General features: G+C 71.7%; 10 protein-coding genes. 5 read left to right on the top strand and 5 right to left on the bottom strand.

Annotated features, from left to right (window positions below; translation table 11 throughout):
• Positions 1 to 35 precede the first annotated feature (35 nt).
• Positions 36 to 476, bottom strand: coding sequence for a MarR family winged helix-turn-helix transcriptional regulator (locus ACZ63I_RS03215; protein ID WP_041988442.1), 441 nt, complete (start codon positions 474 to 476; stop codon positions 36 to 38).
• Positions 477 to 645: 169 nt separating this feature from the next.
• Here ACZ63I_RS03215 and ACZ63I_RS03210 point away from each other — a divergent pair, with 169 nt between their 5' ends.
• Positions 646 to 831: a type II toxin-antitoxin system TacA family antitoxin gene (locus ACZ63I_RS03210; RefSeq protein WP_041995956.1), complete on the top strand. Its 186-nt coding sequence runs from the start codon at positions 646 to 648 to the stop codon at positions 829 to 831.
• A 45-nt stretch (positions 832 to 876) separates the two neighbouring features.
• Here ACZ63I_RS03210 and ACZ63I_RS03205 read toward each other — a convergent pair whose 3' ends face one another.
• On the bottom strand, positions 877 to 2271 hold the full coding sequence (locus tag ACZ63I_RS03205; RefSeq protein ID WP_469334808.1) for an NCS2 family permease: 1395 nt from the start codon (positions 2269 to 2271) through the stop codon (positions 877 to 879).
• Between the two features lie 183 nt (positions 2272 to 2454).
• Here ACZ63I_RS03205 and ACZ63I_RS03200 point away from each other — a divergent pair, with 183 nt between their 5' ends.
• Both ACZ63I_RS03200 and ACZ63I_RS03195 read left to right on the top strand, forming a co-directional pair.
• Positions 2455 to 2766, top strand: coding sequence for a DUF2530 domain-containing protein (locus ACZ63I_RS03200; protein WP_469334806.1), 312 nt, complete (start codon positions 2455 to 2457; stop codon positions 2764 to 2766).
• Positions 2767 to 2917: 151 nt separating this feature from the next.
• Positions 2918 to 5341: an HAD-IC family P-type ATPase gene (locus ACZ63I_RS03195; RefSeq protein WP_469334804.1), complete on the top strand. Its 2424-nt coding sequence runs from the start codon at positions 2918 to 2920 to the stop codon at positions 5339 to 5341.
• Here ACZ63I_RS03195 and ACZ63I_RS03190 read toward each other — a convergent pair.
• The 3 genes from ACZ63I_RS03190 to ACZ63I_RS03180 all read right to left on the bottom strand — a co-directional run bounded on the left by ACZ63I_RS03190 (position 5334) and on the right by ACZ63I_RS03180 (position 10950).
• A complete protein-coding gene (locus tag ACZ63I_RS03190) occupies positions 5334 to 6197 on the bottom strand; it encodes a DUF5707 domain-containing protein (RefSeq protein ID WP_469334802.1) in 864 nt (287 codons plus the stop codon). The genes ACZ63I_RS03195 and ACZ63I_RS03190 overlap by 8 nt on opposite strands.
• 176 nt (positions 6198 to 6373) lie before the next feature.
• On the bottom strand, positions 6374 to 9499 hold the full coding sequence (locus ACZ63I_RS03185; protein ID WP_469334800.1) for a sacsin N-terminal ATP-binding-like domain-containing protein: 3126 nt from the start codon (positions 9497 to 9499) through the stop codon (positions 6374 to 6376).
• 533 nt (positions 9500 to 10032) lie between these two features.
• Complete coding sequence (locus ACZ63I_RS03180; protein ID WP_469334798.1) at positions 10033 to 10950, bottom strand: DUF3027 domain-containing protein; 918 nt, start codon at positions 10948 to 10950, stop codon at positions 10033 to 10035.
• Between the two features lie 379 nt (positions 10951 to 11329).
• Here ACZ63I_RS03180 and ACZ63I_RS03175 point away from each other — a divergent pair, with 379 nt between their 5' ends.
• A complete protein-coding gene (locus ACZ63I_RS03175; RefSeq protein WP_469334796.1) occupies positions 11330 to 12679 on the top strand; it encodes an MFS transporter in 1350 nt (449 codons plus the stop codon).
• A 27-nt stretch (positions 12680 to 12706) separates the two neighbouring features.
• Positions 12707 to 13207 carry a DUF2771 domain-containing protein gene (locus ACZ63I_RS03170; RefSeq protein WP_469334794.1) on the top strand — a complete coding sequence of 167 codons (501 nt, stop codon included), beginning with the start codon at positions 12707 to 12709 and terminating at the stop codon, positions 13205 to 13207.
• Positions 13208 to 13212: the final 5 nt, after the last annotated feature.

Raw genomic sequence — 13212 nt, 5'->3', positions numbered from 1 at the left:
GGTTCGCCTCCATTACGGCGCGCGGATTTCAGCGTTTACAGATGCGCGAGCTTCTCCAGCACGGGGGCGGCAGCGCGCAGCTTCGCCCACTCGTCCTCGTCCAGGCCCTCGGCGAGCGTGGTCAGCCAGACGTTGCGCTTGCGGCGGCTCTGTTCGAGCATCGCCTCTGCCTCTTCGGTCTGGCTGACGACCTTCTGCCGGCGGTCGTCGGGATGCGGCTCCAGCCTGACGAGCCCCTTCGCTTCCAGCAGCGCGACGATCCGGGTCATCGAGGGCGGCTGGACGTGTTCCTTGCGGGCCAGTTCGCCGGGTGTGGCAGAGCCGCAACGGGCGAGGGTGCCGAGCACCGAGATCTCGGTGGGACTCAGCGACTCGTCCACGTGTTGATGCTTCAGACGCCGGCCCAGCCGCATGACGGCGGAGCGGATGGCGTTCACGGCGGCGTCGTTCTCGTCGCCGTGGGTCAGGTCAGGCATGTATTTAGCGTAACTCATTACCCATGCTAAATACTACCGGCGCGCACGGGGCGCAGCGGTGGTCTAGCACACACGGATCGGGGGTCATTTACCCCCACATCACTCGTACGAGTGAGACTGCGGCGGAAAGCGACACGCCGGGCCCGGCCCGCCCGTGACCCTGGTCCGCATGGGATCGACAGTGCTCAGTCTGCGGATCGACGGTGAGCTGCTCGACCGGCTCCGGCGCCATGCCGCCATAAGGGGGATGAGTGTCCAGGACTACGTGGTCCAGGCGCTCGTCCGGGACGATTTCGACGAACGGTTCAAGGTGGCCGTCGACGAGACGGAGAAGTTCTACGGCTCGACGGCCTAGCCCTGCTCGATCGGCGCGCTCCGGCCCTGCTCCGATCGGCGCGCCTTACGTCAGGCCCAGCGCCGGCATCAGGTAGTAGAAGACGAACACCGCCGACACCACGTACATCGGCACCGGTACGTCCCTGCCGCGCCCGACGGCCAGCCGCAGGACGCAGAAGGTGATGAAGCCGACGCCGATGCCGTTGGTGATCGAGTACGTGAACGGCATCAGCACCATGGCCAGGAACGCCGGCACGGCGATGGTGAAGTCGCCCCAGTCGATGTCCCTTACCGATCCGGCGAGGATCAGGAATCCGACGGCGATCAGCGCGGGGGTGGCCGCCTGGGAGGGGACCATCGTCGCGAGCGGGGTGAGGAACAGCGCGAGCGCGAAGAGCGCGCCCGTGACGACGGACGCCAGGCCGGTCCTGGCCCCCTCGCCGACACCGGCCGTCGACTCCACGAAGCAGGTACCGGCGGACGCCGACGTCGAGCCGCCGGCCGCGACCGCGATGCCGTCGATGAACAGCACCTTGTTCATGCCCGGCAGCCGGCCCTTGTCGTCCATCAGCTTGGCCTCGTCGCCGACGCCGAGGATCGTGCCCATGGCGTCGAAGAAGCAGGACAGCAGCACGGTGAAGACGAAGAGGACCCCGGTCAGGATGCCAACCTTGTGGAAGCCGCCGAAGAGACTGAAGTGACCGAAGAGGCCGAAGTCCGGGGCCGCGACCGGGTTGCCCGGCCACTTGGGCGTGGTCAGACCCCAGTTGGGCTGCTTCGGGACGACGGCGTTGATGATCAGCGCGAGGACCGTCATGGCGATGATGGAGATCAGGATCGCGCCCGGCACCTTGCGGACGATCAGCGCGAGGGTGAGCAGCACCCCGAGCACGAAGACCAGCACCGGCCAGCCGTTCAGGTGCCCGTCGCCGCCGAGCTGGAGCGGCACCGTGGTCTGGGCGACGTCCGGGATGCGGGAGACGAAGCCGGAGTCGACCAGCCCGATCAGCATGATGAAGAGGCCGATACCGATGGCGATGCCCTTGCGCAGCCCGGTCGGCACGGCGTTCATGACGCGCTCCCGCAGCCCGGTCGCGACCAGCAGCATCACGATGACACCGGCGAGTACGACCATGCCCATCGCGTCGGGCCAGCTCATCCTCGGGGCGAGCTGGAGGGCGACGACGGAGTTCACGCCGAGCCCGGCGGCCAGCGCGATCGGCACATTGCCGATGACGCCCATCAGGAGGGTGGAGAAGGCGGCGGTCAGCACGGTGGCGGTGGCGAGCTGGCCGCCGTCCAGGTGGTGGCCGTACATGTCCTTGGCGCTGCCGAGGATGATCGGGTTCAGCACGATGATGTAGGCCATCGCGAAGAAGGTGGCGAAGCCGCCCCGTACCTCGCGGGCGACCGAGGAGCCGCGCTCCGAGATCCTGAAGTAGCGGTCAAGGGGCGGCATGCGGAACCTCAGTCGTCGTGGGGGGAAGATCGATAAGCGGTGGGAGACAGCGAGATCCGGCCAGATCGGCCGAAAACCGTTTCAGTATGAATAGATCAAGCGAAGATTGCTATCTCCGCGCGTAGACAGCGCGGAGGGCTGCCCCCGGTCGGTATGGCCCGACCCCGCCATAGACTGACGGCCATGACCAGTTCTTCGGCGGGAACGCCCCGGCGCGAGGCGCCCGAGCCCCTTGAGGGGCCGATCGTCGGCACCGTCACCGGCGGCACGATCATCTGGTTCGTCCTGTTCCTCGTGCAGCTCCCGTTCTACGGCTGGTACTCCGACCACGGGCACGCCTGGTGGATCTGGACCTGCCTGGCCGGCGGCGGGCTCGGGCTCATCGGCATCTGGTACGTACGGGGCAGGGACGCGGCGATCAAGCGCGCCGAGGCGGCGGCGAAGGCGGCCGAATCCGGACCCGGCACCGGCCCGGACGCCGAACCGACCGACTAGCCGGCACCGCCCCGGGCCCCGCCCCGGGTCCGCCGCCCCGACCCGACGCTCCCGCCCCGGCCCGACGCGCCCGCACCCCGCTCCGGCCCGACGCGCCCGCCCCGGCCTGTCCGGCGCGTGACCGCGCCCTTCCGGCCGTACGGTCGGAACCATGACGCAGCGGGCGAAAGACGACACGGACCCCGGGCTCGGCCGCGCCACCGGCCTCTCCACGGCGGAGGTCGCCGAACGGGTCGCACGCGGCGAGGTCAACGACGTACCCGCCCGCAACAGCCGGTCCACCGCCGACATCGTCCGCGCCAACGTCTTCACCCGGTTCAACGCGATCATCGGTGTGCTGTGGGCGATCGTGCTGCTGGTCGCGCCGATCCAGGACAGCCTCTTCGGCTTCGTGATCATCGCCAACACCGGGATCGGCATCGTCCAGGAGCTGCGCGCCAAGAAGACGCTCGAAGGGCTCGCGGTCATCGGCGAGGCCAAGCCCGCGGTACGCCGTGACGGCGCCACCGCTGCCGTCGCCACCTCCGAGATCGTCCTGGGCGACCTGATCGAGCTGGGCCCCGGGGACAAGGTGGTGGTCGACGGCGAGACGGTCGAGACGGACGGTCTTGAGGTCGACGAGTCGCTGCTCACCGGCGAGCCAGACCCCGTACTGAAGCACCCCGGCGACCCCGTGATGTCCGGCAGCTTCGTCGTCGCGGGCACCGGCGCCTTCCGGGCAACCAGGGTGGGCCGCGAGGCGTACGCCGCCCAGTTGGCCGAGGAGGCGTCGCGCTTCACCCTCGTCCACTCCGAACTGCGCATCGGCATCAGCACGATCCTCAAGTACGTGACGTGGATGATGATTCCGACGGCGATCGGCCTGATCATCAGTCAGCTCGTCGTCAAGCAGAACGACTTCAAGAACGCGGTCGCGCGGACGGTCGGCGGGATCACCCCGATGATCCCCGAGGGCCTGGTCCTGCTGACCTCGGTCGCCTTCGCGATCGGGGTCATCCGGCTCGGCCGCAAGCAGTGCCTCGTCCAGGAACTGCCCGCGATCGAGGGCCTGGCGCGGGTGGACGTCGTGTGCCTCGACAAGACGGGCACGCTGACGGAGGGCGGGATGGACGTCACGGAGCTGCGCACGCTGGGCGGCGCCGACGAGTCGTCCGTACGCCGGGTGCTGGCCGCGCTCGGCGCGTCCGACCCGCGCCCCAACGCCAGCCTCCAGGCGATCGTGGACGCGTATCCGCACGACGGCGGCGACGGCGGCCGGCTGACCCGGACGCTGCCGTTCTCGTCGGCGCGCAAGTACAGCGGGGCGGCCTTCGAAGACAGCGACGGCGCAGTGACCGGCTGGCTGCTGGGCGCTCCCGACGTGCTGCTGCCCGAAGGCAACCCCGTACTCACCGACGTCGACCGGCTCAACGAACAGGGGCTGCGCGTCCTGCTGCTCGCCCGTACCGCCGACGGGGTGGATCTGACGGCCCCGGAAGCGGCGGCCGGGGTGGCGGCGACCGCGCTCGTCGTGCTGGAGCAGCGGCTGCGGCCCGATGCCGCAGCAACGCTCGCGTACTTCGCCGAACAGCACGTCGCCACGAAGGTCATCTCGGGCGACAACGCGGTGTCGGTGGGCGCCGTGGCGGGCAAGCTGGGCCTCGCCGGGGCGGACCGGGCGGTGGATGCCCGCCACCTGCCCACCGATAAAGCCGAATTGGCGGAGGCGCTGGAGGCCGGCACGGTCTTCGGCCGGGTCACCCCGCAGCAGAAGCGGGACATGGTCGCCGCGATCCAGTCGCGCGGGCACACGGTCGCGATGACCGGCGACGGGGTGAACGACGTCCTGGCGCTGAAGGACGCGGACATCGGTGTGGCAATGGGCGCGGGTTCGGAGGCGACCCGGGCCGTGGCGCAGATCGTGCTGCTCAACAACAGCTTCGCGACGCTGCCTTCGGTGGTGGCCGAGGGCCGCCGTGTCATCGGCAACATCACCCGGGTCGCGACGCTCTTCCTGACGAAGACGGTCTACTCGGTGCTGCTGGCGATCCTGGTGGTGTGCTTCCAGGTCGAGTACCCGTTCCTGCCACGGCACTTGACGCTGCTGTCGACACTGACGATCGGGGTGCCCGCGTTCTTCCTGGCGCTCGCGCCCAACAAGGAGCGGGCGAAGCCGCACTTCGTACGCCGGGTGATGCGGTACTCGATCCCCAGCGGGGTGATCGCGGGGGTGACGACGTTCGTCACGTATCTGGTGGCCCGTCAGTACTACTCGGGCCCCGGCTCGTTGAGCGCGGAGACCAGTGCGGCCACCCTCACGCTGTTCCTCGTGACGATCTGGGTACTGGCGATCATCGCCCGCCCGTACACGTGGTGGCGCATCGGCCTGGTGGTGGCGATGGTGGTGGCGTTCCTGCTCGTGCTGGCGGTGCCGTGGCTCCAGGACTTCTTCGCACTGAAACTGGTGGGCTCGGTCCTGCCGTGGACCGCCGTCGTCATCGCGGCGGTCGGCGCCGTACTGCTGGAGCTGGCGTGGCGGTGGGTGGACCACAGGACGGCGAGCACCGGCCCGCGGTCCACCCGCGCGGTTACTTGACCGTAAGGCCGTCACCGGCGGCGATGACGGCCGGGGTGGTGGACGTGCCGGCGAAGTTCCAGCGCCAGTAGCCCGTGACCGTCGCCTTGGCGGTGGTCTTCAGGTTGCCCGTGCTGTTGGTGGTGACCGTCTTGACGGTCGTGTACGTGCTGCTGGTCTTCGGACGGAACTGGAGCTGCACCGACTGGCCGGTGTAACCCGCGTACTTGTACGTCTCCCAGTTGGCGCGCGAGAGCTTGCCGGCGATCGTGATCGTCGCGCCCTTCTTGGCCGGCTCGGGGGTCGCGTCGACCGTCAGCTTCGACAGCCGCTGGAGCCCCGTCGTGCCGGCGGTGTCGTTCTGCGTGATCTCCCCGTCGTTGGCCAGCACGGCCGCGCCGACGTGCCACGACGTGGAGTCGCTGTTGAGCAGGAACGCCGGGTCGACCGTGACGGTCAGCGTGCAGGTCGACGTGGTGGCGCCGGCCGCCTTGCAGGTGGCCTCGTCCTCGTTCTGCCCGAAGCCGAAGCTGTTGTCGTCGTCCAGCGACGTGCCGATCCACAGGATCGTGGACGCGTCGACGATGCCCGAGTCGTCCGACGCGGTGATGGCGACGGTGACCTTCTTCGGCGCCGTCGTGCCGACGACGATCTTCTTGCCGCCGTTCACGACGACCTTGCTGACCACCGGGGCGGAGGCCGCGACCCGCGCGCGCTGGCGCGCCTGCGGGTCGACGGTGTGGCCGCCCAGCTTCGAGTACGCGAGGTGCCCGGCGCCCGGACGGTCCTTGGCCGGGGCGGCCTGCGAGGCAGGTATCGCCAGGGCTGACAGGGCCAGGGCGCCGGACACGACGGCGACGGTGGCGCGAATACGCATGTGTTCCCCAATGAATGACTGGTCTGGAGCCTGCTGGCTCGAAAGATCAGACAACGGCAGGGCACAAATGGTTGTGTTCGATGTGAACTCGAAGTGAAGTTCCTGCTGACTTCCCCTTCACACCAAAGCCGACCACAGTGGGCGCGCCCGCGATCACACGGCGGCCACGCCCGCGATCAGTCGAACCACCGGTCGCGCTCCAGCTCCTCCGTGCGCGACGGGTCCTCGATCAGCGCGGCCACCTCGAACCGCCGCGGCCACTGCCCCGCCGCCCACGCGAGACCGGCCGCCACGCCCTCAAGGGTGGCCGCGTGCAGCACCCCGTCCGGTGTCCTGCGCCAGTCCAACTCGGCGCCGCCCGCGACCAGCTCGTCGTGCTCCACATACGTCTCCGGCGTCCCGGCGCCCAGCAGCGCCCGTACCGAGGCCGGTACGGCGTGCTCCTCGCCCTCGGTCGTCACCTCGGCGGCGACCACGTCACTGAGCCGCCGCACCTGCAACAGCTCGGCCAACTCGGCCACCCGCCCCGGCGACACCGGCAGCAGCGCCTGCCCCGCCGCCAGCGGCAGCAGATCGGGCGCGTCGGCCACGACCGCGTCGGCGGCGTCCACGATCCGTACGACGCCGTCCACGACCACCCGCAACTCGTCCGGCAGCGTGACCTGTTCGGGGTCGAGATCGGCGAGCGCCGAGTACAGCGCGTGCAACTGCGCCGGTGCCACCTCCCGCTCCGGGTCGGCCAGCCTGCCCAACAGCTCGGCGGCGCCGCCCGGTTCGTCCAGCAGGGCGGCGACCGAGGTCCGCACCCCGAGCGCGCGCAGCACCTGCACGTCGTCGAAGCCGGTCGCGTCCACCGGGTCGTAGAGCCCGGCCAGCAGCGGATCGCCGCCCGCCGAACGCAGCCCGGCAGGCCGCCGCCCGTCGAGCACCGGATGGTCGCGCAGCCACCACGCCGTGTACGAACGGACCGCCTCCGTCGTCCCGTCGGGCAGCAGCACCCGTACGGGCGAGGTCAGCGCGTCCCGCAGCGGCGGGCGCGCCAGCAGGGCCAGCGCCTGCGGCCACGCGTCGTCGTCCACGAGATCCAGGTCCCGTACGGCGACGATCTCCGTGGCGACCGGCGGTACCGGCGTCTCGGGCAGCCGGTCCAGCACGTCCTCGCACCACACGTCGACCGCGTCCAGCAGCCCGGCGTCGTCGGGCTCGGCGAAGTCGCCCTCACGGGGCTCCAGTTCGTCCGGGTCCAGCACTATGTCCGAGGCCCGCACCAGTGCGAAGTTGGCGAGCACCCCGCACGCGGCGAGCGGCTGCTCGCCCCAGCGCTCGGCCAGCTCGGCGTCGCAGAAGGCCAGTTCGTCCTCGCGCATCACAGCCGCGAACGGGCTGCCGGGCAGCACCAGTTCACCGGCCGGTGCCAGCTCGCCGTCCTCGTCGGTCAGCGCCAGCGCCCCCAGCCACGGCTCGTCGCCGGGCTCAAGTCCCGCGTCCTGTACGAGCCGCAGCACCGTCTCGGCCAGCTCGTCGGCGTCCGGCGTGTCCCCGTCCTCGTCCCACACCTCACCCGCGTCCATCGAGGCCGCCACGGCGGCCCGTACCTGCGGGGTCGTCAGCACCGCGCGCGGAGTGGCGGGCAGCGCGCCCAGCTTCTCCAGCAGCGGATGAGCCGCGTCGGGATGCGCGACCTTCAGCCCCAGCCGCGCCAGCTCGGCCGGCGCCTCCGTGTCGGGCAGCGGCAGCAGGATCTGCCGCGGCCCGATCGCCGTCCGCCCGTTCGCCAGCGGCACCGGAAGCCCGGACAGCCGGTCCGGATCGACGCCCGCCAGCGACTCGTACAGCCTGCGCCACCACTCGGGCGCCCGCTCGGCCCCCGCGATCCGCTCCACCGCGTCGCCGAGCGGCAGCCGGCCCACACCGAGCGTCCGCAGCTCCGTACGGCGCTCAAGTCCCCCCGGCAGCAACGTCGGCAGCACCTCCGCCAGCACCAGCACGGTCTCGGCGCTCGCGCCCTCCACCACCTCGGCCTCGAACGGCCGCAGGGCCTTCGCGGGCTCCTCCTCGTCCCCCGGCCCCGCAGGAGCCAGGAAGGCGACCCTCGGCAGCCGCTCCAGGATCGCCGCCCGCAGCCGCCCGTCCAGCTCGCCCTTGCCGAGCGGCCCCGGTACCAGGTCGATGGTCCCCGTCGACACCGGCTCCCAGCCGCCCAGCAGCTCCGCGTACCCGTCGGCCGCCTGCCCCACGAGGAAGTCGGTCAGCGGCCCCGGCGCCGGATGGCGCCGCGTCGGATCCAGCGGGAACGAGGCGATCAGCAACGCCGGAACACCCAGCGGCTCGTCGGTCGGCGTCGGCGCGTGCACGAACGGCGCCGTACGCGGCCGGGCGGGCGCGCCGTCACCGTCCACCGGCACCGCCCAGGTCACCGACCAGTGCGGCCGCAGCCGCTCCTCGACGGGCCGCCCCTCCAGCAGCGCGGCCTCGGTGACCCCGCTGCGGGCCACCACCCGCCAGCGGTGGATGTCCCCGCCGCCCGCGCTGTCGTCCACATGCACGTACGGTCCGTCCTCGGAGCGCCGCAGTACGCGGTCGCCGTCGGGCGTCTCGACCACGACCTCGGCGAGCCCGGCGAGGGTCAGCAGCAGCGCGTCGTCGATCCCGGCGAGCAGCCGCTCGACCAGCTCCAGCGCGGCGGCGTCACGCAGCGGCAGGACCACGGCGGTGTCGTACCCGTCCGGCACGGTGCCCTCGGCGGGCAGCGGCAGCCGCAGCAGCGGTACATGCCCGTCGCGGCGCCGCAGCTCGTCGCCGAGCCCCGGGCTGTCCTGCGCGGCCTGCTCGGCGAGCCCACGCGCGTCGGCGAGCGACCAGCGCACGCCACCGTCCCGCCCGATCACCGCGGGCTCGTCGCTGACGGCCAGCACCGCCGCGAACCCGACGCCGAACCTGCCCACGGCGGTATCGCTGTCGTCGCGCTTGGCGGAGGCGCGCAGCGTGGACAGCGACTCGACGCCGACGGCGTCGAGGGGAGCGCCGGTGTTGGCGGCGACGAGGACGGCGTCGCCGTCGGCGGGCCGCCGCCGCAACGTCAGCCGCAGCCGTCCCTCGACGCCGGCCCGTGCCGCGGCGTCCGCGGCGTTCTGGGCCAGCTCGATGACCAGCCGGTCGCGGTAACCGCCGAGCGCGAGGTCCTCCTCGGCGTTGGCGTCTTCCCTGAACCGCGCGGGACTGGCGCCCCAGGCGTCGAGCACTCCCCGCCGCAGCCGCGCAGTTCCGAACGGGTCGGAACCCTCGGTCGTCCTGACGCTCACGCTGTGACTCCGCTCTTGTTCTGGCCGACGTGTGTCCGGCCGAAGGTACCGGGTCGCCGTCCGGCGGGGGTCGCGGGTCTTGGTTGCGGTTGTCGCCGGGGGCCGTTCCGGGGAGGTGTCCTGCGCTGCACGATTTACGGCGCGTACTCGTCCCCCACGCGGTGCACCCGGACATGCGCCGCAAATCACGCTTTACGCTCCGGACACCACCCCTGCACGACCCCCTTCAGCCCCCGGGCCCGCATCGGGTGTTCCCGGCCACCGGCCGGAAGGGACCGGGCGCCCACGCCAGGGACGCAGCCGCACCCCGCACGCACCCAGCCACCCGCGCCCACGCGGGCGCTGACGTCGGAACCCACCGTCGGGAGGGGGCCGGGGCCGCAGGAGGGGGGTGTCCGGACGTAAAGCGTGGGAGCGCTAGCGATCGAGCAGTCCGGACACCCCCCTCCGGAGGCCCCGGAACCCGGAACCCGGCACCGGCACCGGCACCGGACAAGCGGACCGCAACCGAGACCGCGAACCCGCCCGAAGGGCTACGCGTGACCGGAACCCGGCGTCTCCGACGCCCCCGCGCCCAGCGAAAACGCATCCGCGCCCATCGAGTCCAGCACCGGCGGCGGTGGCCGCAGCGGCGCCGGCATGACCGCCGCCTCCGAGTGCCCGCCGCACCCGTACGCCAGCGAGACCACATGCCCGTCCGCCGGCGAGAACTCGTTCGCGCAGACGCCGAACGCCTGCCGCAGCGAGCCCGCCAGCGGGACCAGGAAGCCGCAGGAGACGCAGGGGGCGGGCGCCGCCTGCGCCATGGCCGTCTTGGGGCCGAACGATTCGTCCCAGCGGTCGGCTGCGGCGTGCAGGCCGTACCGGGACAGCACGCGCGCCCGGCGCATGCCCAGCTCCTCGGCGACGGCCGCGATCGTGCCGCGCACCGGCAGCTCAGGGACGGGGGCCGACGACGAGAGCGGCGGCGACAGCTCCGCGTCCTCCGCCTCCACCAGGTCCGCGAGGTTCTGCGGGGTGACGACCTCCGGGACCACCGAGTTCGGCGGCGGCGCGTCCTCGCCCGTGTAGCCGGGCTCCAGGCGCAGATCCTCCGCCTCCGTGGGCAGCAGGTCGCCGGGGCCCATGTCGCCGGGGCGCAGCCGCTCGCTCCACGGCACCCATTCGGGGGCCAGCAGCGAGTCGGGGCCCGGCAGCAGAACCGTCTCGTCGAGCGTGACGAGCTTGGAGCGGGACGCGCGGGTGACCGTCACGGCCCAGCGCCAGCCCCGGTAGCCGGGCTCCTTGCATTCGAAGAAGTGGGTGACCACACGGTCCCCGTCGGCCACCGCCGAGACATGCTCCCCCACGACGGCGGGCGCCGCCGTCTCCTCGGCGGCTGCCCTGGCGAGGTCTACCGCCTCGGCGCACAGACGGTCAGGGGTACGGCTTCGCGTCGTCGCAGCACTCACAGGTCTCGCTTCTCTCCTACGCCGTATCACGGGTGCGCCGGCCGATCAGCGGTGTACGAGCCGAGGGCGGAGCGGACCTGGGGACCGCATCGACGTCCAACGCCCGACCACTTCCCGGGCACACCTACCGTTATCCATTCTGCGGGATGACGAAGAGGCGCGCGGCCGAGAACAACCGCCGGTGGCGCGCTACGCACGCTACCCCCTCTCTCGCCCGCCGCCCACCTGCACGCCGTCTCTTCCCGCAGTTCGGACAACACCGCAACAAGGCCGTGACCCAAGGGAGGGCCGGGTGAGGGGGTGTCGGAGCGGTGCGGCGCCCGGCCCCGTCATGGCCGAGATCGGTTCGGTTTCCCGGCGTGTGGGGCACTATGACGGGGTGGCAGCCGCAGGGTCGTCCGATGACGCCGGCTCGCTCCGCAAGTCGGCGCGGGCCCTGAGTCGTGCCCTGAGGGCGCCGTTCACCCGCACGGCGAAGGGCATCCGCAAGGTCACGCACGCCCACGGGGCGGGCGAATCGGGGCTCGGAAAACTGATCGAGCTGCATGCCGTGAACGGCGCGGGCGACGTGATGATCACGGTCGCGCTCGCTTCCACGGTGTTCTTCTCCGTGCCGACGGACGAGGCGCGCGGCCGGGTCGCGCTGTACCTGGCCGTGACGCTGGCGCCGTTCACCCTGCTGGCCCCGGTGATCGGCCCGATCCTGGACCGGGTCCCGCACGGCAGGCGCGCCGCCATGGCGATCGCGATGCTGACCAGGGCCGTGCTGGCGATCGCGATGTCGAGCGCCGTGGCGACCGGGGGGCTTGAGCTGTATCCGGCGGCGCTGGGGGTGCTCGTCGCTTCGAAGGCGTACGGGGTGGTGCGCAGCGCCGTCGTACCGCGGCTGCTGCCGCCTGGCTTCCCGCTGGTGCGGGCGAATTCGCGGGTGACGCTGGCCGGGCTGCTGGCCACGGGTGTGGCGGCGCCGATCGGGGCGGGGCTCCAGTCGCTGGGGTCGCCGTATCCGCTGTACGGGGCGTGCGCGATCTTCCTCGGGGGTGCGTTCCTGGCGTTCTCGATGCCGGCCAAGGTGGACTCGGCGAAGGGGGAGCGCAAGGCGCATCTGCTGCTGCACGGGAAGGAGAAGCGGCCCAGTCTGCGGTCGGTGGATCCTTCGGTGCTGCACGGTCTTGAGGCGAATTCGGCGCACCGCATGCTGTCCGGGTTCCTGACCTTCTTTCTCGCGTTCCTGCTGCGGGAGCATCCGCTGTCCGGGCTGAGCGAGGCCGTCTCGCTCGGCATCGTGGGGGTCTCGGCAGGGGCGGGCAACGCGCTGGGTACGGCGGTCGGCGCGGCGCTGAAATCCCGGGGTCCCGAGGTGATCATCGCGACGATGCTGGGGATAGCGCTGACGGCCGCCGTCTTCACGGCGATCTTCTTCGGCGGGGTGATGGTGGCCGTCCTGGCGGCCGTCGCCGGTCTGACGCAGGCGCTGTCGAAGCTGTCGCTGGACGCGGTGATCCAGCGCGACGTGCCCGAGCAGGTGCGTACGTCGGCGTTCGCGCGGTCCGAGACGGTGCTCCAGATGGCCTGGGTGGTGGGTGGCGCGATCGGTATCGCGCTGCCGCTCAACGGGGTGCTGGGGGTGTCGGTCGCCGCCGCCATCCTCGCGGTCGGCGCGCTCGCCGCTGTACGGGGGCTGCTGCGCGCCGCCAGACACGGCTCGCCGCACCCCCGCGCCGCCTGAGCCGGAACGACCGATAGCCTTCGGCCCATGACCGTTGCGTTCTTCTCTGGTAAGGGCCGCAGGGCCGGTGTCGCCCTCGGTGCCGTGTCGGCCGGGCTGCTCGTCCTCGCCGCCTGTGACAAGCCCACCCCCATCGCCACCGTGACGGTCGGGACGAGTACGACCCACACCGAGGCGTCCTGCTACAACGACGGCAACGCGATCAAGTCGGGCGACGTCAAGCCCTGCCTGAACGAGAAGGCCGGGCACAGCATCAAGGTCGCCACCGAGGACACGGTCAGGTTCGGGGTCGACCCGAAGATCGCCGACCACGGCTGGGAGCTGTTCCTCAACGGCCAGCAGGCCGAGGGCACGCCGAGCAAGACGACGTACCGCACCTTCCCCGGCGCCTCGTTCTTCCAGGCCAACCAGCAGACCGGCCAGCCCGCCCCGGACAGCCTCCAGGTCAGCGTGGTGGAGATCGGCGGCGCCGGCGGCCAGGAGATCTTCGGTGTGTGGCACTTCGAGCTCAAGAAGAAGAAGTCCTGACGCTG

This window comes from Streptomyces sp. NPDC087906, assembly GCF_055584925.1.
Note: the sequence above shows the minus strand (reverse complement) of the source record. Positions and strands in the feature narration are given on the sequence as shown.

What these genes read in the sequence shown, in the direction of transcription:
- ACZ63I_RS03215 (WP_041988442.1), bottom strand. Translation starts at nt 476, where the DNA reads ATGCCTGACCTGACCCACGGCGACGAGAACGACGCCGCCGTGAACGCC.
- ACZ63I_RS03210 (WP_041995956.1), top strand. Translation starts at nt 646, where the DNA reads ATGGGATCGACAGTGCTCAGTCTGCGGATCGACGGTGAGCTGCTCGAC.
- ACZ63I_RS03205 (WP_469334808.1), bottom strand. Translation starts at nt 2,271, where the DNA reads ATGCCGCCCCTTGACCGCTACTTCAGGATCTCGGAGCGCGGCTCCTCG.
- ACZ63I_RS03200 (WP_469334806.1), top strand. Translation starts at nt 2,455, where the DNA reads ATGACCAGTTCTTCGGCGGGAACGCCCCGGCGCGAGGCGCCCGAGCCC.
- ACZ63I_RS03195 (WP_469334804.1), top strand. Translation starts at nt 2,918, where the DNA reads ATGACGCAGCGGGCGAAAGACGACACGGACCCCGGGCTCGGCCGCGCC.
- ACZ63I_RS03190 (WP_469334802.1), bottom strand. Translation starts at nt 6,197, where the DNA reads ATGCGTATTCGCGCCACCGTCGCCGTCGTGTCCGGCGCCCTGGCCCTG.
- ACZ63I_RS03170 (WP_469334794.1), top strand. Translation starts at nt 12,707, where the DNA reads ATGACCGTTGCGTTCTTCTCTGGTAAGGGCCGCAGGGCCGGTGTCGCC.